This is a genomic window from Rhizobacter sp. Root1238 (assembly GCF_001425825.1).
Classification (GTDB): Bacteria; Pseudomonadota; Gammaproteobacteria; order Burkholderiales; family Burkholderiaceae_C; genus Rhizobacter.
Genome location: NZ_LMDM01000020.1, coordinates 126,383 through 145,323, shown reverse-complemented (window position 1 = coordinate 145,323; position 18,941 = coordinate 126,383). Strand labels below are relative to the sequence as shown.

20 protein-coding genes and 1 other annotated feature are annotated in these 18,941 nt (G+C 62.9%); of the genes, 2 read left to right on the top strand and 18 right to left on the bottom strand.

The window, feature by feature from the left end:
• Positions 1-265 precede the first annotated feature (265 nt).
• The 4 genes from ASC98_RS29530 to ASC98_RS16255 all read right to left on the bottom strand — a co-directional run bounded on the left by ASC98_RS29530 (position 266) and on the right by ASC98_RS16255 (position 3,582).
• Positions 266-1,654, bottom strand: coding sequence for a cyclodeaminase/cyclohydrolase family protein (locus ASC98_RS29530; RefSeq protein WP_082541952.1), 1,389 nt, complete (start codon positions 1,652-1,654; stop codon positions 266-268).
• A 157-nt stretch (positions 1,655-1,811) separates the two neighbouring features.
• On the bottom strand, positions 1,812-2,141 hold the full coding sequence (locus ASC98_RS32360; RefSeq protein ID WP_157597954.1) for a hypothetical protein: 330 nt from the start codon (positions 2,139-2,141) through the stop codon (positions 1,812-1,814).
• Between the two features lie 330 nt (positions 2,142-2,471).
• A complete protein-coding gene (locus ASC98_RS16260; RefSeq protein WP_056808941.1) occupies positions 2,472-2,786 on the bottom strand; it encodes a hypothetical protein in 315 nt (104 codons plus the stop codon).
• Positions 2,787-3,111: 325 nt separating this feature from the next.
• The gene (locus ASC98_RS16255; RefSeq protein ID WP_200953027.1) at positions 3,112-3,582 is read right to left on the bottom strand and encodes an L-2-amino-thiazoline-4-carboxylic acid hydrolase; all 471 of its coding nucleotides are present in this window, start codon (positions 3,580-3,582) and stop codon (positions 3,112-3,114) included.
• On the opposite strand from ASC98_RS16255, the gene ASC98_RS31310 reads away from it, so the two are divergent.
• Both ASC98_RS31310 and ASC98_RS30505 read left to right on the top strand, forming a co-directional pair.
• On the top strand, positions 3,581-3,832 hold the full coding sequence (locus ASC98_RS31310; protein WP_200953028.1) for a hypothetical protein: 252 nt from the start codon (positions 3,581-3,583) through the stop codon (positions 3,830-3,832). The two genes, ASC98_RS16255 and ASC98_RS31310, sit on opposite strands and share 2 nt — an antisense overlap.
• Positions 3,833-3,975: 143 nt before the next feature.
• Positions 3,976-4,848, top strand: coding sequence for an HNH endonuclease signature motif containing protein (locus ASC98_RS30505; RefSeq protein ID WP_157597955.1), 873 nt, complete (start codon positions 3,976-3,978; stop codon positions 4,846-4,848).
• A 315-nt stretch (positions 4,849-5,163) separates the two neighbouring features.
• Here the strand turns inward: ASC98_RS30505 and ASC98_RS16245 are convergent.
• The 14 genes from ASC98_RS16245 to ASC98_RS16185 all read right to left on the bottom strand — a co-directional run bounded on the left by ASC98_RS16245 (position 5,164) and on the right by ASC98_RS16185 (position 18,898).
• A protein-coding gene (locus ASC98_RS16245; protein ID WP_157597956.1) for an IS3 family transposase occupies positions 5,164-6,353 on the bottom strand; the annotation gives its coding sequence in 2 pieces (ribosomal slippage) (positions 5,164-6,065 and positions 6,065-6,353; 1,191 coding nt in all).
• Positions 5,959-6,075: a sequence feature (AL1L pseudoknot), on the bottom strand. Its footprint overlaps the gene before it by 117 nt.
• 89 nt (positions 6,354-6,442) lie before the next feature.
• Positions 6,443-7,681 carry a beta-ketoacyl synthase gene (locus tag ASC98_RS16235; RefSeq protein ID WP_056808948.1) on the bottom strand — a complete coding sequence of 413 codons (1,239 nt, stop codon included), beginning with the start codon at positions 7,679-7,681 and terminating at the stop codon, positions 6,443-6,445.
• Positions 7,678-7,950: an acyl carrier protein gene (locus tag ASC98_RS16230; RefSeq protein ID WP_056808950.1), complete on the bottom strand. Its 273-nt coding sequence runs from the start codon at positions 7,948-7,950 to the stop codon at positions 7,678-7,680. Before ASC98_RS16230 ends, ASC98_RS16235 begins: the two co-directional genes overlap by 4 nt.
• Entirely contained in the window at positions 7,947-8,750 is an 804-nt protein-coding gene (locus ASC98_RS16225) for a carboxylesterase (protein ID WP_235581292.1), read from the bottom strand. Before ASC98_RS16225 ends, ASC98_RS16230 begins: the two co-directional genes overlap by 4 nt.
• Before the next feature lie 223 nt (positions 8,751-8,973).
• Positions 8,974-10,158: a glycosyltransferase family 2 protein gene (locus ASC98_RS29525; protein ID WP_082541953.1), complete on the bottom strand. Its 1,185-nt coding sequence runs from the start codon at positions 10,156-10,158 to the stop codon at positions 8,974-8,976.
• A gap of 12 nt (positions 10,159-10,170) precedes the next feature.
• Positions 10,171-11,076 carry a cupin-like domain-containing protein gene (locus tag ASC98_RS29520; protein ID WP_082541954.1) on the bottom strand — a complete coding sequence of 302 codons (906 nt, stop codon included), beginning with the start codon at positions 11,074-11,076 and terminating at the stop codon, positions 10,171-10,173.
• On the bottom strand, positions 11,069-12,196 hold the full coding sequence (locus tag ASC98_RS30500) for a hypothetical protein (protein ID WP_157597957.1): 1,128 nt from the start codon (positions 12,194-12,196) through the stop codon (positions 11,069-11,071). The genes ASC98_RS29520 and ASC98_RS30500 overlap by 8 nt, the downstream gene beginning before the upstream one ends.
• 173 nt (positions 12,197-12,369) lie before the next feature.
• Entirely contained in the window at positions 12,370-12,786 is a 417-nt protein-coding gene (locus ASC98_RS16215) for a hypothetical protein (RefSeq protein WP_056808956.1), read from the bottom strand.
• A gap of 123 nt (positions 12,787-12,909) precedes the next feature.
• Positions 12,910-13,245, bottom strand: a complete 336-nt coding sequence (locus ASC98_RS16210) for a Na+/H+ antiporter subunit G (RefSeq protein WP_056808958.1) — start codon at positions 13,243-13,245, stop codon at positions 12,910-12,912.
• Positions 13,246-13,247: 2 nt separating this feature from the next.
• The gene (locus tag ASC98_RS16205) at positions 13,248-13,523 is read right to left on the bottom strand and encodes a K+/H+ antiporter subunit F (protein ID WP_056808960.1); all 276 of its coding nucleotides are present in this window, start codon (positions 13,521-13,523) and stop codon (positions 13,248-13,250) included.
• Positions 13,520-14,008 (bottom strand): Na+/H+ antiporter subunit E, encoded by a 489-nt coding sequence (locus ASC98_RS16200; RefSeq protein WP_056808962.1) that lies wholly within the window; start codon positions 14,006-14,008, stop codon positions 13,520-13,522. Before ASC98_RS16200 ends, ASC98_RS16205 begins: the two co-directional genes overlap by 4 nt.
• Complete coding sequence (locus tag ASC98_RS16195; protein ID WP_056808964.1) at positions 14,005-15,648, bottom strand: monovalent cation/H+ antiporter subunit D; 1,644 nt, start codon at positions 15,646-15,648, stop codon at positions 14,005-14,007. Before ASC98_RS16195 ends, ASC98_RS16200 begins: the two co-directional genes overlap by 4 nt.
• Complete coding sequence (locus tag ASC98_RS16190; RefSeq protein WP_056808966.1) at positions 15,645-15,989, bottom strand: Na+/H+ antiporter subunit C; 345 nt, start codon at positions 15,987-15,989, stop codon at positions 15,645-15,647. Before ASC98_RS16190 ends, ASC98_RS16195 begins: the two co-directional genes overlap by 4 nt.
• Entirely contained in the window at positions 15,989-18,898 is a 2,910-nt protein-coding gene (locus ASC98_RS16185; RefSeq protein ID WP_056808968.1) for a monovalent cation/H+ antiporter subunit A, read from the bottom strand. The genes ASC98_RS16190 and ASC98_RS16185 overlap by 1 nt, the downstream gene beginning before the upstream one ends.
• Positions 18,899-18,941: the final 43 nt, after the last annotated feature.

Sequence of the window (18,941 nt, the reverse complement as noted above, 5' to 3'; positions counted from 1 at the left end):
CTCCAGGCTCGCAAAGCTCGTCTGTTTCATGCCGCCATCCTCGCCGTCCGCAGCTCATTCGGCCATCGAGATCTGCCCGAATAAATCAGTGGTTCCTTAACCGCCGTTACAGCGGACACCGTCCACCCCTCGAGTTCAGAGAAGTCTGAGGCGTCCAGTGCGCAAGCTTCGTATGAAGAAAACAGTGCCGAGATGAAAATCGATTTAACAAATAAATTCATGATTAGCATTTCGGAATGCGATCAAACTACTCGGGGGTTTAGCCTTAAGGCGCAACCAGCCCCAATTCCTCTAGACGAATGGCTAATGCCTCGATGGACACCTTGAACTGGGCGGCAAGAGATATAAGCTGCTGTCCGTTATAGCTCACGGCCGCCGCAAGCGTGCGGGCCAATCCACGACGAGAACGAAGCACTTGGTGCACCTTGGGAGATGCAGTGCCGACAAGAGCAAATGCGGCCTCTTCAGACAATACGAAGGGAACGCTGCCGAATGTCTTCATGAAGCGAGTTCGAACAAGGTTGGCAGGCATCAAGTAGCTGGATGCAAATCTGTCAGCCTCCAATTCAATACTGGCCTTCGATATTGTCGAGCCATCCAGCGGTCGATCACGATGGGCTTCCAGCAGATGAGGATGAAGCACGACGTGCCCAAGTTCATGTGCGGCGGTGAAGCGCCGGACATTGGGATTCATTTGTGCAGAGATCCGAACTCGACCTATGTCTGATTCCAGCAAACCCGCTACTTCAAATACATCTGTGCCAGACCTAAATACCCCAAGACTATCATGCTCCTCGAGCCTGTAACCCAGGCGGCGTAACGCGATCTCTGGATCGAGGAGTGAGACAGCATCTGGCGATGATTGACCATCGAGCCAAATCCCATCTCGAAGCCCCCAAACGAGACGTTGAACATCAGCAACGCGCGTGTCAATGTCTCTGCGAGTATAGCGCGCCTTCGACCCGGTGAAGATTTTGCCGACTAGCGCAGTAGGATCGTGATCAGCGAGTGCCTCAGTACGCAAGTAGGTTATGCGCGCTAGTGCTTTCTGATGCTGCTCCGAAACTTTTCGCTGTAATTCGTCGCATCTCTTTTGCTGTTGTCGTGCCCAGTAGGTGCCGTTAAATTTAATTAAATTAAGATTGATGATGAACACCGCAGACAGTGTCCCGGCAATAGCAGCGCTAAATGCGGCCCCACTGTCTCCGCGGGCGGCGCGAAAGCCGGAATCAAACATGCCAGCCGCATACCCAATCAGTTCGACGCAAACGTCCGCGATTCGAAATGGAATCGCGGTTGCTTCTTTGAGAGTTTCGCCTGCAGCTACGTCGAGTCGCGCCTTGACTTCTGGGTCTGGCTCATTGTCGCGAGATATGCGCGCCTTAATCACGCCATCGAACGTATCTGCATCTTCTTGGAAGAGTCTTTTTAGAGTTGGAATGCAGTGATTTTGAACCCTGTCGACGGCATCCTTGATCCAAGGATGGTGGTTCAAATACTTGCTTTTCTTAAGGGTCAGAACACCGACGGTAACTATCAATTCGGCAGCCAGAAGACCCTTAAGAGCTGCCGCACTTCCAGAGCCCGGCGCATGTCCCCCCATGCCGAACTTTGCAAGAAGATCGTTGGTAGAAAGGTCTAGAAGGGACTGCATAGCAAACAGACTCTATTGACGCCCAAACAGCGCTTGCAGTCAATCCCCGCACGGTCACCAGCGTGGATTAGCGCGCCAAGACAGCAGTCGGCCAACTCGCTCGAGAGCACTTACCCTATGGCTTTCAATCCGCGCGCTCGACCGCTGCATATCGCGACTACGCGGTACCTGCATCCCGACGATCGTGAACTGGCCCGCAGTATCGAGAAACGGCGTCCGTCCAACTCAAACCGCCTTCACAAACGCCAACGCCACCGCCCACCGCCCCCCCTTCGCCTCGTGCTTCGCCACTGCAGCCGCATTCGCCACTTGTTCGGCAGTCGGGTAGCTCCCCTATTGCCCCGCCCACCGCCTCCTCTGAAATCGTCGTGCACGGAACGAACCGCATCACCCCATGCCGGTCCTCCGCCTCGATGCCGCCGCGCTGCTGCGCGTCCCCATCGAACAGCTGCAGCGCCAGCGGCGCAAAGCCGTCGATGATGCGCATCGCCCTCGCCTGCCAATCCTCACTCTGGAAGATCCAGATGAAGTCATCGCAGCCCACGTGGCCGACGAAATCCTACTGCGCGTCGCAATGCGTCAACGAAAGTCGCGCCGCCAGCCGGATCATCTCGTCGCCCCGCCAGTAGCCGTACTGGTCGTTGAACAGCTTGAAATGATTCATGTCCGCATAGCAGCGACGAAACTCGAGCAGGCTTGGGGTCAAGTCTTGTTTTTCGCTTGGGACCAAGGGATGAGGCAAAAAGCAGGACCTGGCGCCAACGTTGCCTCCGACCCCAGTTCGTGCCGACGGCGGCGATCTTGGGGCACTTAACGGCTACCCTGCGTCCGAAGCAGTCCGATCCGCCGAGGCCTCGACCCATTCGCACAGGCGGCTGGCCTCGTTGTTCAGCATCTGCAGCGAGACCACGCCGAGGCGGCGCAATGCGCCGGTGTTGACCGGATCGAGCACGGTGGGCTCGTCGTCGACGAGGGCCATCTCGTCCTGCTCCATCAGTTCGAGCAGCACGCGCACGCCGTGGGTCACGTCGATCACCTGGCCGATCAGGCGGTTCAGGTGACGGGCGTCGACCTGGAGCTCGTCGCTCTCGGGTCGGGTCCATCGGAAGGCTTCGAAGTGGGGGGACGACATCGCCGGGCTCCTTGAACACGTACCGTCTGCCACCCCGTTTCACAACGAGGGTGGCAGCCCAAAGCAGGGTTGGAAGACCGAACCATTGGACGGCGAGCCCGAAGGCTCCCCCGCCCTGGGCCGCCGTAGAAACGGGCGCCAAGGCGCAAACAACAAGGCCACTGCTGAGGTGGCCTTGTCGATCAATGATTCGGGCTTCCAAACCCGGCCCATGTGTTTGCATGGGCGAGCGCAATTTAGCATGCGCGCTCGACACCTCTCGCGCATGCCCTGGTTCGACGATCGTCGACTCCAGGCACCATCGACCACTTCGCGAAGCGATGCGTCAAGACGGGAGCCGCGAGAACCCGAAATTGCAGTGGCTCGCACCGCCCGCCAGCGTCTGCGTCCGTTCCAGCTGGATGGTCCGCGCGGCATAGGCGACGAAATCGAGCCCGCAGATGTTGGGCAGGATGTCTTCATCGCCGTGGCTCGCCGCGAACTTGCAGAAGCCGCAGGCCTTGTAGTCGATGCCGAACTCGAAGGTGTCGCCCGGGCCCGGCTCGACGAAGTCGTAGACGAAATCCTGCTGAAACTCGCTCTGATGGCTGGCGGTGGCGCTCTCGGCGGCCTGCTCGCGCAGCAAGGCCTGGTTCTCCGGCGACATGAACTGGCTCCCGGCGGCGAGGCGTTCCGTCTCGGGCACGGTGAGCAACTGCGCCTTGTAGGTTTCTCGCTCGATGTCGCCGATCACGGCCAGCGGCACGCCGTGCCGCCGGAGCACCCGGCTGATGGCCATGAAGCCCAGCAGGCGCATGAAGAAATCGCTCATGCGGCTGGCCCTCGCCACCGACATAGGGCATCTGGGTCAGCACGGTCTCGAATTCGTCCATCACCTGCGGCCGGATCCCGCCGATGTCGGTCAGCTGCGCGCGCTCGCGCAGCATCGCTTCGGCCAAGTCGAGGCGCTGGCGCATGGCGGCCTCCATGGCGGCGCGATGGGATTCGTAGAAGGGATGCATCGACGGGCCAGGCGGAGGTCTGTGCTTGCCTTAAAGCAATCCTAGGTGACTGACCGCTGATTGGGCGGTGGCAGTCGTCGAGCGCACAAGCCGTGTTGTGGACGCGCTGATCCATTCTCCAGCAATCTCCATGTATCCTGCTTAAGGACATCACGTTAGACCGCTCCACCACGACTCTGGCGCTGCGAATGCAAAAGTACGAGGGTCCAAGGCCACCAATCACTGCCGATCTTCGCCGGGCCGTAGAGGTTGAGTCAGGCCACGCCTGTGCCATCGGCCGCTGCGGGGAGCATACGTACCTCGAAATCCATCACATCAACGAGAACCGCGAAGACAACCGCGTCGAGAATCTGGTGCTGCTGTGCGACAAGCACCACAAGATGGCCCACGCTGGCGTTATCGACAGAAAGGCGCTTCGCGAGTACAAGCGCCTTTTGCGGGAGACGTACTCATCGAGTCTGGGAGAAAGGATTCGTCGCCTTGAAGAACTCACGGAACAAGGCAGGATCTTGGAAACAGAGGAAGAGGTGGCGCCGGCTCCTGCACCGGTGATGCAAGCTGATCCAAGTTTGCCGACAAAGACAGTTGCCCGTCGTTCACTGTTGATGTATGCGACCCTCGAGCAGATCGCGCTCGCAAAGTTTGAACGCGAGTCCAATCTACTACTCGAGCGTCAACCGAAGATATTCAAAGGCGACGCTTCGCTTCAATTGGACGCTATTCGACAGGATGACGATCTTGCTGAGGATGTCATAGTTGAGGTTCGATGGCTTCGAAAACGATATCTAGATGCCCCGATCTGGGTGCGCCAAGTCGACGCAGCGACTTCCACGTACGAGATGATTACGGGGCGCAAAGCGCGCGGAGTCCTCATCTTCGTGGTTCCTAAGGACGGCATGAGGCTTGTTTCCGATCTCCCGTTCACGACTGAGGAGATTGACCAGGTAGAGCGAAAGCCCGAGATCATCATCTACACGTATGCAGACCTCGGCTTCGATCCAAGGGCAATCTCCTCGGAATTGTTTGCCTCCAACGACAAATCTCCGAGCAACACGTCCTAAATTTCTGTTGGCGAAAGCTGAACAGCCGGTCCTGACGAACGCCGTCGCTTCGTCCGGATCTGAGTGATTGCGACCAGCTTAAAGCAGTCGACCCCTCCCGAACGTTGACTTTAAAGCTGTTGCGGTCGGTGACCGAGCCCGGGAGAATTCGCCTTGGCTGGCGTCAAGGGGTCGCTCGGCTCGGGTTTGTAGTCTGTCGCGGGCCTTTCGCAATGCTTCGTATTGCATTGAGTCCATGCCGCCCTTCAGCCGGCGAATGGCGAACCAGCCGCGGTCTGAATCGCCCCGGTTTTCGTGGAGGCCAGTTGGTGTGAGTCAGGCCGGGATGGTCTGACGCGCGGCGAGTTGCCGGTGGTAGTTTGCCTCGGCTTCGGCCGGCGGGATGTAGCCGATGGGCGCGAGTAGCCGATGGTGGTTGAACCATGAGACCCATTCGAGCGTGGCCAACTCGACGGCTTCCTTGGACTTCCAGGGCGCGCGCCGATGGATCAGCTCGGTCTTGTACAGCCCGTTGATGGTCTCAGCCAGCGCGTTGTCGTAGCTGTCGCCCTTGGAGCCAACCGACGACTCGTTGAATGCGGGCTGCAAGCCGCGGTCGGAGTGGTGGATCAGCGCTCCGTCCCGTTCAGGCTTGCGTGCGTACAGCGCCTGCTCGTCGAGCACGAAGTCGGTTCGCATGGAACTGCTCACCCGCCAGCCCACGATGAAGCGCGCATGGACGTCGATCACGGAGGCCACGTAGACCATGCCCTGCCAGGTCGACACGTAGGTGAAGTCGCTGACCCACAACTGGTTCGGCCGCTCTGCGTGGAACTGCCGGTTCACTCGATCCAGCGGGTACGGCGCCTTCGCGTCCGGCGTGGTGGTCCGCACCGCCTTGCCGCGTCGCGCACCTTGCAGGCCCTTGAGACGCATCAGCCGCTCGACCGTGCAGCGCGCCACCGCCACGCCCTCGCGGTACAACTGCCGCCAGACCTTGCACGCGCCATAGACCTGCAGGTTGGCGCGGTGCACCCGCTGGACCTGATCGACCAGCACGGCATCGCGCCTGGCCCGCTGCGGCACGAGCGCCGGGTGCCGCAAGCGCGCTGCGTGGCGCCAGTAACCCGATGGGGCAACCTGCAACGCCCTGCAGATCGGCTCGACCCCGTAGCGTCCGCGCTGCGCGTCGATGAACGCTCTCACTTCTTGTGATGGCGGTCGAGCTCCGCCTTGGCGAAAAACGCGCTCGCCAGCTTCAGGATCTCGTTGGTCTGGCGCAGTTCGCGTACCTCACGCTCGAGCTCCTTGATGCGCTGCTGCTCGCTCGTCGTCGGCCCGGGGCGCAGTCCCTCGTCGCGCTCGGCCTGCCTCACCCAGCGCCGCAGCGTCTCGCTCGTGCAGCCGATCTTGCCGGCGATCGACTCAATGGCCGCCCACTGCGACTCGTACTGGCCCTGCGACTCAAGAACCATGCGCACTGCGCGCTCCATCACCTCGGGTGAAAACTTCGGGGACTTCCTCATTGCTTCATTCTCTCAATCGAAGGAGCCTCATCGGAACCCGGGGCGATTCAGCCCGTGCGAGCGACGCAACCGTGCTTCGACTCTGGCGCCTACTCGACGCGAGACGCCACCAGCACCGCGTTCGTGCCGCCGAAGGCGAATGAGTTGGACATGGCGTGCTTCAGCCGCGGCAGTTCTCGCGCCTGGCCGCGCACAAGGTCGATCTCGATGCCGGCGTCCAATGCGGCCTGGTGCGCCGTCGGCGGCGCCATGCGCCGCTGCAGCGCGCGCAGTGTCGCCACCAGTTCCACGGCGCCCCCGGCGCCCAGCAGGTGGCCCATCGCCGCCTTTGTGGCAGTGACCGCAGGCGGCTTGCCACCGAAGACCCGCCCCAACGACTCGGCCTCGGCCGCATCACCGACGATGGTGGCCGTGCCGTGGGCATTGACGTGCCCGATCTCTCCCGGCGTCAGCCCGGCGTCGCGCAACGCGGCCTGCATCGCGCGCACCTGCCCGGCAGGGTCGGGCTGGGTGATGTACAGGCCGTCGCAGGTGCTGGCGTAGCCGCTCAGTTGCACATCCCAGCCCACCCTGCGCGCACGCGCATGGGCCTCGCTCTCCAACACAAGGGCGGCGGCGCCTTCGCCCAGGGCGAACCCGGCACGATCTGCCGCGAAGGGCCGGCAAACCACACGGCCTGGCTCGTTGCCGGCGTCTCCGACGGGCGCCAGCACGCGCATCGCGTGCCAGGCGCCCACGATGCTGATCGCCAACGGAGCCTCGCTGCCGCCGACGATGGCCAGGTCCAGGCGGCCGGCGCGCAGGGCGTGCAGCGCTTCGCCTATGGCCACGGCGGCCGAGGCGCAGGCGCAGGCGTAGCCGATCGCGGCACCCCGCGCCGCGTAGCGCAGGGCCAGCTCGGCCAGAGCGGCGTTCGGCATGGTTGTCACGACGCTGGTCGGCCGCAGCCGCCGCTGCTCGGCGTACACGGTGTGGCAGTTGGCGTCGAAGCTGGCCCCCCCGCCCATGCCGCTGCCCCAATAGATGCCCACCCGCTCGGGGTCCGTGTCGCCCACCGCCCAAGCGGCCTGCCGCGTGGCAGTGGCAGCCGCGGCCAAGGCCATCGCGCTGCCACGGTCCAGCGCGACCTTGGAGGGTGCCTGCACCTGGCTTTCGTCGAAGTCGCAGCGCGCCAGCGGCACCGGGCATGGCGCCATGCCAGGCAGCACCAGCTCTTCAACGCACACGGCGGAGTCGCCACCGAACAGGGCGTCGTCGAAGGCCTCCAGGTCCGGCCCCAAGGGGCTGAGCACGCCGTAGCCGGTGATGCAGACGGATCCGTGGTTCATGCGGCGGCAGCCAGAGTGGCACCCGGCGCCTGGCAGCCGTCCACCGCCCGGCATAGATCGGCCAGTGTGAGATGAGCCTGACGGGGGTCGAGGTTCTCTTCGGGAATGCGCACTGCAAACTTATCTTCAACCGCAAATACAAACTCCATCAGCATGAGCGAATCCAGTCCCAGGGATTGCAGTTCGGCCTGCAGCTGGATGTTCTCGCGCGGCACGTCGAACTTGGTGTTCAACAGATCGGCAACGGCTTCGAAAGTGGTGGTGCTCATGGACGGGCTCCTTGTCGGGGGGTGGCGGTTGCGGAAGTCTTGAAGGCCAGGGCATCGACGAAATCCACTGTCTCGCGGGCCACCTGCAGGCGGTCGTTGTCGATCGTGATCATGTGATGACTGTCATGCAGCAGCACACTGCGAAAGGAACTCGTGCGAAGCCGCTCGCGCAGCAGCCGGACGTTGTCGGGACTGGCCACGTCGTCTTCCTGGGCGTGCAGGGCCAGCACGGGCGGGCAGGCAAATGCCGAGAGTTGGCGCCGGACGAGGCGACGAAGCCGGTCGAACTCGCGCAGGTGGGCCACGCTGATGACCGCCGCGCCGGCGCAGGCCTCCCTGCGCTTGCGCAACTGATCCTGGACCCAATCGCGCACGCGGGGATTCTTCACGCCGAACGGTGGACGCTCCCGGTAGCTCCAGAAGCGGCCCAGCGGCGTATACAGGGGCAGCGCCACCAGGCGGCCGTAGCCCGGCACCGCCCAGCCGTCGAAATTCAGCGTGGTCGACATCAGAACAAGCCCCGCCACGAGGCCCGGACTGGTCAAGGTCGCGCCCAGCGCGAGCGCGGCCCCGGCCGACAGCCCAACCAACACCACCCGCCTGCCAGCCACGGCTTCTTCGCGCACCTGCTGCAGCACCGTACGCACCCAGGCTTGATGGCTTTGCCGGTTTGCCGAGGTGGCCGCGCCGTCGAAGGAGTAGCCCGGCACTCGGAGTGCGCGCGCGCCGTGGCCGGCGCGGTGCAACTCGCTTTGCACCAGCAGGAACTCGTCAGGGGTGCTGCACAGGCTGTGCAGCAACAGGGCCGTGATGCGTGACGGCCTCATCTCGCTGCGCCCTTCCCTGCGGGCTGCGGGCCTGCGCCATAGCTCCGGCCGCCGATGGCGGTACGTCGAGTCTCCCGGTGGGCAGATAAGGGTGTGGATCTCATGGCCGCCTTGAGGGTGCGAGTTGTCGCGATGCTATGAAGTGCAGCCCGCCCAGGCTTCCCATGAACATGGGATAAGCCCACGCAGAACGATTTCAATCCAGCCTCATCTTTTTCCCTCTCCATGTCCAAAATATCCCGGTCTCCACTTTTATCATCGAAGCAATGAAAAGGCTTGCTGTAAACAAGCCGCTCAACCCATTTAACCACCAATACGTCGGAGTTATACCGACATAGAGATACACAAATCTCCTCATGAGGTACTGAGAAAATAGGTGGAAAGCCAGAAAACCAGCAAAAGCCTGGTCATGAAACAACTTCAACTCAATCAGCCCATAACCGATCAATATGAACGGCATCGAAAATACTGAAAATATGCCCATCGAATAGACCGCTGTTCTTGTCTTGCTGAACCCAAGGGCGATATAGTGTTCCTTGGTCTGTCCCTCCCATAGGGTTCGAAATGAACTGTATGGAGTCATTTCGCACAGCAGCTTTCCAGTGCAATACTTGAGGGCAAAACCGGACGTCTTCACCGCTTTGGCCAGAAAGCCATCTTCCAATACCGGGTGAGGAGCACTTCTATGCCCGCCGATCATGTCGTAACACTTCCTGGAGAACATCATGACTTGCCCTACGGCTGCAGCAGATTTGCTCTTTGGATCATTCACCCGAGATGATTGGTAATAGAAAAGCAGGACGCTGTAGTAATTCGACAAAAACATCTTTTCTGCGAGGCTTCTGCACACTACTTTCGGTCGGACCAGGAGTAAATCCAGCTGACAGGCCGACATCTCGTGCGCAAGCCTTGCGACTGCGCCGCTTTTTAATCTGACATCACAATCGACAAACAAAAGATACTCGCCTGATGCGATATCCGCACCCTGCTGACACGGCCATGACTTCCCCAGCTGCCAAGGCTGGCCTGAGTCCTTGGGTTCCCCTCTTACAATTTTAAGTCGAGGGTTCTTGATTTCATCTCTCAAAGCGACCAGGATTTTCCACGTCTTATCTACAGACAGGTCATCCACTACAATGACTTCATGGGGAATGGACTGACCTTCAGAATCCTCCAGGGCCGAAAGTACGCACCCTCTGATGTTTTCTTCTTCGTTGTAAGCGGGTATGACTATGGACACCTTTGGAGGCGGGGCTCCCCTCCCCTCCGAAAGCATGGGGTCACCCAAGTCTATGCTATCCCGAAGAGATTTATACTGGAGCAATACAAACACAAAGACCAAGCCAGTGACGAAGACAGATAATGCACAGAATATCGCCATCTTGATTCCTCGTTAGACTTGCTTGAAAGCTGCCCGGGTTGTCTTGATGCTCCTTCGATCAAGATATACAAAGGGAACGGCCATCGCTTCCTTTGCAAGCCGGCCCAATGCGCGAGCGTTTGAGACTTCGCTCGTAATCGACTCGACAAATTTGAATCCAACACCGCCAAAATTCTCCAGGTAATCGTCAACTCCTTCGCCAAGAAGTGTATCAACGACCCTTCTCCGACCCGCAACTTTGGTAAACAGGATCCCCAGTTTCAGCAACTCAATCTCTCTGTGGAAGAGTCTGCTCCTTTTATAATCGTCTTGCTTTGTGGCCACCCAATTTACATTGATATTTTCAGTTCCAATCGAGGTCACCTTGTGAAACCAGAGGGGCGGCAGGAATACCATATCGCCTTCGTTCAACTCAAATTCTGCGGATAGCCGAGAGGGCCCTATCAGCTCGGCATCATCTATCAATCTGGCTATCCTTCTGAATGGATAGACACTGACCGGTGTCTCTGGGGAAACAATTCGCCAATGTTTCTTGCCCTTGACCTGCAAATTGAAAACGTAGACGAAGTTTCCATCGTAGTGCCAAGGAGTGACGTGCCCAACTGTGCTGGTCCAGATTCTGCAGAACCGCTCTCTCACAAAAGACCTTCCAAGCGAATTTCTCACAAGCTTGGGAATCTCAAAATAGTCCTCTAGCTCAGGGCCCCTCCCCTCGTACCAATACGTGCTCCTATTGATAAGCCCCTTCTTTACCAGTCTATCGTGTACCACCTCTGAGGTGACCCTGCGAAGGCTGTCAAGGTGAGTTCCCACGTTTCTGATCAGCAGAGGCGCTTCGGGTTCAAAGTATTCGCGGGAAAAATCGTCCCAACTCAGAGCCTTGAAGTCCACTTCAGGGATTTTGAATTGATCACTCATAGCTGAGCGGTCTTTCCACTGCTCTGGAAGTTTGCAATGAATGAAAAATACTCCGCAGCGAACGGTGAGTTTTGAAGAGCTTGTCGAGTGATCCTTTGGTCATCACCAGAAGGGACGCATTGACACAGATCGCCTCGTATTTTCTGATCTTTGACGATGAGAAGTATTCCTGAAGTCCAATCAGCGCTCCGGATTCTTCTGAAGAAGACCCGCTCTCGGTCCTGATGGTTACAGACCCACTCAGCACAAAATAGACCGAGGGCTCGACAATTCCTTTGTGAATTATCTTTGTAGGAGTCTTTATATCGAGCAGATAGGCCCCAAGTCTTGCAATATCCTTGGCGTCTATCAAAGGAAGGGTTCGAGTCAGGATTTCGTTTTGCCCATAAAACTCAATCAACCTTCCTTCTATTTCAGCCGGCTCAACGATTGTGCCGCGATACGAATCGATGCGGTCCACTGCCTGGCTGAAGTTCGAGAGGTGCTGATTCTTCACCAGTAAGGCTATGAAACATCCTCTGTCGACTAGAAGTCTTCTATCGGCAACCCCAAGAAGAGGTATTTCAATTCCATCAGGATAGACGACGAATTTGCTGGTGTATGGGAACAGGCCGAATTTGCGATAGTGGGGGACAAGGCCTGGTTTGCAGGACGCGAGCATGGCCTTTGGTTCGTACTTCGCGACGAGGTGATGGAGCAATGTAATTAGTACCTTGATGGAAAAAAATCCGCCCCTGAGATTCTTGGCTATCATGAATCGACCAATAAATATGATCGGGTGATTGCGTATTTCTTCAAAGTCACTCAATGAGTATTCGTCGACCAACTCTTTTGTCAAGGAGTTCTTCTCAAAAATCAAGAAGCGAATGGTTGAGGTTATTTTGTTGATTGATCCTGTATAGAAGACCTTGGTGAACTCCAATTCATCCAGTTCATCTCTAACCATTTCTTCTCTGTGATTGACTCCTTCTACATCTCTATTTAGCTCCTTGGAATAAATGGAGTATCGAAATCGATAGACGGCTCGTCTTTCTTCGATTGTTCTTGCTTCTTTAGTGAAGACGCCGACGGGGTAAATTAGTGTCAGCGCCCTGAATATGAATCTCAGGAGGGTATTCATGTGAATTGGCCACCACTTTTGTTTCAATTTGGAGCCCGTTTGCTCGTTGCGGCCAGACGCAAGAAGGCCAATAGCGATTGCGGAACGTTCACGAGTTCTCCGATCCATGATGGTTCGCGGGCGTTGCCAGTTCGCCTGCCATTGATGCTGGCTTTCACGCCATGCATCCGATACTAGGGATCCACGTCGGCCCATGCGTCCCATGAACATGGGACCGTTCGCCGGAAGGACTCCAGCGTTGACTTGGCTGCCTTTGGCGCCGCATTCATGGCAGACGCACCTCCCAAGCCCCTCACGACGGCAACGAACTCGGCATCGATCGGGTTCTTGCTGTCGAGCTCGGCCAGCACCAGCGCCTGGCGCAGCGCCTCGTTCTGGTGTGCGTGGGAGATGGCTGCCCGGTAGTAGGACTTCCGCAGCTTGCCCAGTGCGAAGCGGTGCAGTTTCTGGGTGATGTACCACTCGTCGAAGGACTGGTACCAGTACCTCTTCAGCCACTGCATCTGCGCGGGATCCGTGGGCACCGTCTGGATGTTCCACAGGCCCTTGTCCGCAAGCTCCGTGCGCACGGCCGAGAATGCGGTGCGCATCTTCGCTCGGCCAGGTTCTGTCAGCGGCCCCGGAGAGATTCGTCAGCGCTTGCCGCAGCGCATCCGTGTCCCATCAGCGCACGCGGCGTCTGGGGACGGCAAGGCGACCCTCACCCGCGGACATCAGCTGCGCCGCTCCAACGGCGGCGGCACGCGATCCCCGGCCTGCCGGCGGCGGAACAGCGCGGCGCGCGCCAGCACGATGGTCGTCACCGGGGCCGTGATCGACATCACGATGATGATCAGCCACGCGTGCAGGTTGAGGCCTTCACCCTGTGAGCTGAAGTGCACGACGGAGGCCAGCGCGACGATCCACGCCGCGAGCGTGGACGCGAGGGCCGGCGCATGCATGCGCAGGAAGAAGTCCCCCAGCCGCCACAGCCCGAGCGCGGCCATCAGCACCACCACGCCGCTGCCCACCAGCAGTGCCGCCACGACGATCTCGGCCACCTCGCCCATGCTCAGATCACCTCGCCGCGCAGCAGGAACTTGGCCAGCGCCAACGACCCGACGAAACCGAACAGCACCATCAGCAGCGCCCCTTCGAGGTACATCTCGCTGTCGTAGCGGATCGCCAGCACCAGCATCACCAGCATGCCGACCACGTAGATGAAATCCATCGCCAGCACGCGGTCCTGCGCGCTCGGGCCGCGGAACAGGCGTACCGCGCCGATGCCCATCGCGACGGCGTACAGGACCAGCGTGGCGGTGATCGCCAGCGACAGCAGATCGCTCATTCGAAGATCTCCTTCAGGGGCTGTTCGTAGTCGGCCTTGAAGTGCCGGATGAAGGCGGCCTCGTCATCGAGGTCGAAGACGTGGATCAGCAACGCACTGCGGTCGGGGGCCAGCTCCGCCCAGACGGTGCCCGGCACGACGGCCGTGATCATCGCGAGTGCCGCGAGCGCATGCACGTCGCGCACCTCGAGCGGCACGACGACGAAGGCACCGCGCGGCGGGTGTGCGCCTGCACGCCACACGCCGATGGCGACCTGCGTCGCCGACCTCAGCACGTCGCGGCCGACGCGCAGGATCAGCCGCACGAGCACGCCCCAGCGCCGCAGCGGCCCGGGCCGCGTCCGCAGCGGCGCGATCAGCAGCGGCATCGCCACCGCCACCGCGACGCCCATCAGCACCTGGCCGATGCCGAGGCTGCGGGTCAGGAGCAGCCAGCCGCCCAGCAGGCCCAGCGACAGCCACGGCGACGGCAGCAGGCGCTTCATCGCGCGGTCCCCGCACCGTGGACGACCGGCCGCGCACCCATCACCGCATCGATGTACAGCCGCGGCGCATGCAGCGAATCGGCCGCCGCGCGGGTGTAGGCCAGCCCTGCCTCGGCCTGCAGCACCAGCGCCACCGAAGCGGCCAGCAGGCCGGCGATCGGCAACGTCTCGATCACGCGCAGGCGCAAGGCCGGGCGGTCCTGCACCGTCCAGAAGTGGCGCATGCCGACGCGCATCAGCGCCATCGCGCCGAACAGGCCCGAGAGGATCAGCAGCCCGAACAGGACCCAGGCGGCCGGCGTGCCCTGCCCCAGCAGCGCCGACAGCATCGCCAGCTTGGCGACGAAGCCGGACAGCGGCGGCAGGCCGGCCGTCACCAGCGCGCAGACCGTGAAGGCCACGCCGAGGAAGGCCAGCGCCGCGGGGATCGCGCGGCCGATCAGCGCCTCCTCGTTGTCGTCGAGGTTGGTGCCGGCGGGCGGCTCGGCATCCAGGAAGGCCGGCAGGGCATGGTGGCCGTCGTCGAGATGCTGCGGGCCGACCTCGACCTCGCGTGCCCGCTCCAGCAACTCCACCAGCAGGAACAGCGCGCAGCCGGCCAGCGTGGAGCTGGCCAGGTAGAACAGCGCGCCGCCGCTGAGCGCCGGGGCGTCGAAGCCGATCGCCGCGACCAGCGTGCCCGATGACGCGATGACGGCATGGCCGGCCAGCCGCGCCAGCTGCTGCGAGGCCAGCATGCCCACCGCCCCATAGGCCAGCGTGACGATGCCGCCCCACACCAGCACCTCGCCGCCGAAGCCGGCGGAGGCACCGGCATCGGCCGGGAAGCACAGCGTCCACAGGCGCAGCACGGCGTACACGCCGACCTTGGTCAGGATGGCGAACACCGCCGCCGCCGGTGCGCTGGCGGCGGCATAGGCCGGCGGCAGCCAGAAGTTCAGCGGCCACAGCCCGGCCTTGGCGAGGAACGCGATGGCCAGGATGGCGGCCCCCGCATGCAGCAGCCCGCGGTCGCTGGCCGGCACGGCCGGCAGCTTCTGCGCGATGTCGGCCATGTTCAGCGTGCCGGTGACGCCGTACAGCACCGCGACGCCGACCAGGAACAGCAGCGAGGCGACCAGGTTGATGGCGATGTAGTGCAGGCCGGCGCGCACCCGCTCGCCCCCGCCGCCGTGCAGCAGCAGCCCGTAGCTCGCCGCCAGCAGCACCTCGAAGAAGACGAACAGGTTGAACAGGTCGGCCGTCAGGAAGGCGCCGTACAGCCCCATCAGCTGCAGCTGGAACAGCACGTGGAAATGCACCCCCGCGTGCTGCCAGCGCGCCAGCGCGTACAGCAGCGAAGCCAGGCCCACGCAGCCGGTCAGCACCGCCATCAGCGCCGACAGCCGGTCGGCCACCAGCACGATGCCGAACGGCACCGGCCAGTTGCCCGGCAGGTAGATGCCGAAGGCGGCCGGCGCCTCGCGCTGCGCCACGCCGAGCAGCAGGCTCACGGCGATCGCCAGCCCGCAGGCGGTCGACAGCACGTTGACCACCGCCTTCAGGCCGCGCCGGCCCTCGCCCAGCAGCAGCATCAGCGCCGCGGTGGCCAGCGGCAGCAGCACCGGCACCACCAGCAGGTGATTCGCGGCGGCCGTCATGGGTGCTCCTCCTGCCCGTCGACATGGTCGCCGCCCGACAGCCCGCGCAGCGCCAGCAGCACGACCAGGAACAGCGCCGTCGTCGCGAAGCCGATCACGATGGCCGTCAGCACCAGCGACTGCGGCAGCGGGTCGCTGTAGTTGACGAGGTCGGCCACCAGCCCCGGCTTGACGATGGGCTCGCGGTCGACGGCCAGGCTCCCGACGCTGAAGATGAACAGGTTGATCGCATACGACAGCAGCGCCAGCCCGATCAGCACCTGGAAGGTCCGCGGCCGCAGCACCAGCCAGACGCCGGCACTGGCCATCACGCCGATGACGAGGGAGATCACGACTTCCATCAGCCGGCCCTCCCCTCGGCGGCCGCGAGGCCCTGGCGGCGGCGCGCGCGCAGCGACTGGTGGGCGATCGCGGTGAGCAGCAGCAGGGTCGAGCCGACGACGACCGCGAACACGCCCAGGTCGAACAGCGCCGCGGTCGGCAGGTGGACCTCGCCGACCAGCGGCCAGGTCACGTGGGCGGTGTACGTCGTCAGGAACGGATGTCCGAGCGCCAGCGAGCCGAGCCCGGTCGCCAGCGCGATCAGCAGGCCGGCGGCGATCCAGCGCCGCGGCCGCAGGTGCAGCCGCGATTCGACCCAGCGCGTGCCGCTCACCATGTACTGCGCGATGAACGCGATGGCCACCACCAGGCCGGCGACGAAGCCGCCGCCGGGTTCGTTGTGGCCGCGCATGAAGAGGTGGGAGGCGAACAGCCCCGCCACCGGCAGCAGCAGCCGCACCAGCACGGCCGGCACCTCCAGGTAGGGCGGCAGCCAGTCGTCGCCGTCACCGTCGCGGTCGACCAGGTCGGCGCCAGCGGCCTCGGCGGATGCCTGCTGCTGCGGCGTCGGCTCGACCGCCTCGTCCGCCGGGCGGAAGCGCCGCAGCAGCGCATACACCGTCAGCCCGACGATGCCCAGCACGGTGATCTCGCCCAGCGTGTCGAAGGCGCGGAAGTCGACCAGCATCACGTTGACCACGTTGGTGCCGCCGCCGCCGGGCAGCGCGTTCTCGATGAAGAACGGCGAGATCGACAGCGGCGCGCTGCGCGTCAGCAGCGCATACGACAGCGCCGCCAACCCGGCACCGATCGCCACCGCCAGCACGAGGTCGCGGCCGCGGCGCCCCCATGCGCGTTCGGCGGTGCGCGGCTCGTCCTGCGCGACGCGCTTGGGCATCCAGCGCAGGCCGAGCAGGAACAGCACGAGCGTGACCACCTCGACCGCGAGCTGGGTCAGCGCCAGGTCCGGCGCCGAGAACCACGCGAAGGTGATGCACAGCGCCAGGCCGACGACGCCGAGCATCGTCAGCGCCGCGAGCCGGTGGAACTTGGCCTGCATCGCGGCGCCGATCGCGCAGGCGCCGGCGATCACCCACAGCAGCACGAATTCGGGCGTGGCCGGCACGCGCGTGCGGTCACCCCAGGCGAGCGGGACGATGAGCGCGGAGCTGAGGCCCGCGAGGCCGGCGATCAGCAGCATCGCGAACAGCTGCGGCTGCAGGCGGCGCGTGCCAAGCCGGCGCACCAGCCGGCGCGCGCCGTCCGAGGCGCGGGCCAGCAGGTTCTCGAACATGCGCTTGCCGTCCAGCCCCTGCAGCAGCGGTGCGCCGCGCGCCCGGCGCTGCTTGAAGCGATCCGCGAAGCGCAGGTAGACGAGCAGGCCGCCGACGGTGGCCAGCAGGCTCATCACCAGCGGCGTGTTGAAGCCGTGCCAGACCGCGAGGCTGTACTCGGGCAGCGTTCCGCCGACGACCGGCTGCGCCGCCACCGCCAGCAGCGGGCCGATCGACCAGGCCGGCAGCGTGCCGACGACCACGCACGCCAGCACCAGCAACTCCACCGGCACGCGCATCCAGTGCACCGGCTCGTGCGGCTGGCGCGGGCAATCGGTGGGCGGTGGGCCGAAGAACACGTCGTGCCCGAAGCGCAGCGAATACACCACCGCGAACACGCCGGCCAGCGTGGCGGCGGCAGGCAGGCCGACCTCGACGGCGGGATGCGCCGTGACGAAGACCGTCTCCGCGAAGAACATCTCCTTGGACAGGAAGCCGTTGAGCAGCGGCACGCCGGCCATCGCGGCGCAAGCCACGATGGCCAGCGTGCCGGTGATCGGCATGAAGCGGAACAGGCCGTCGAGCCGGCGCATGTCGCGCGTGCCGCTCTCGTGGTCGATGATGCCCACCGACATGAACAGCGAGGCCTTGAAGGTCGCGTGGTTCATCATGTGGAACACCGCCGCCACGGCGGCCAGCGGGCTGTTCAGGCCGAGCAGCAGCGTGATCAGCCCCAGGTGGCTGATCGTCGAATAGGCGAGCAGCCCCTTCAGGTCGTTCTGGAACATCGCGGCGTAGCTGCCCAGCAGCAGCGTCGCGAGGCCGGCGCTGCCGACGATCCAGAACCACTCGTCGGTGCCCGACAGCACCGGCCACAGGCGCGCGAGCAGGAAGACGCCGGCCTTGACCATCGTGGCCGAGTGCAGGTAGGCCGACACCGGGGTCGGCGCCGCCATCGCGTGCGGCAGCCAGAAGTGGAACGGGAACTGCGCGCTCTTGGTCAACGCCCCGAGCAGCACCAGCCCGAGCGCCAGCGGGTAGAGCGGATGCGCGCGCACCACGTCGCCCGCCCGCAGCACGGCATCGAGCTCGAAGCTGCCGACGATGTGCCCCAGCAGCAGCACGCCGGCCAGCAGCGCCAGCCCGCCGGTGGCGGTGACCGTGAAGGCCATGCGTGCGCCGCGGCGCGCGTCCTTGCGGTGGGTCCAGTAGCCGATCAGCAGGAACGAGAAGACGCTGGTCAGCTCCCAGAACACGACCAGCTGCACCAGGTTGCCCGAGACGACGACGCCGAGCATCGCGCCCATGAAGCCGAGCATCAGCGAATGGAAGCGCGCCGCCGGATCCTCCGGCGACAGGTAGTAGCGCGCATAGACGATGACCAGCAGGCCCATGCCGCTGACCAGCATCGCGAACATCCACGCGAAGCCGTCCAGCCGGACGACGACATCGATGCCGAGGCTGGGCAGCCAGGCCAGGCGCTCGGTCACCACGGTGCCGGCCCCGACGTCCGGGTACAGCAGCGCCAGCTGGACCGCGATCGCCAGCGCAATGGCCGCGGCCCACAACGATTCGAGGTTGCGGGCGGTGGTCGGCAACAGCGCGGCGACCGCGCTGCCGATGAAGGGCAACAGGACGAGGAAAAGCAGCGACATGGGCGGGCAGTCTACGTTCGGATCGTCGACGGCCCGCCCAGTC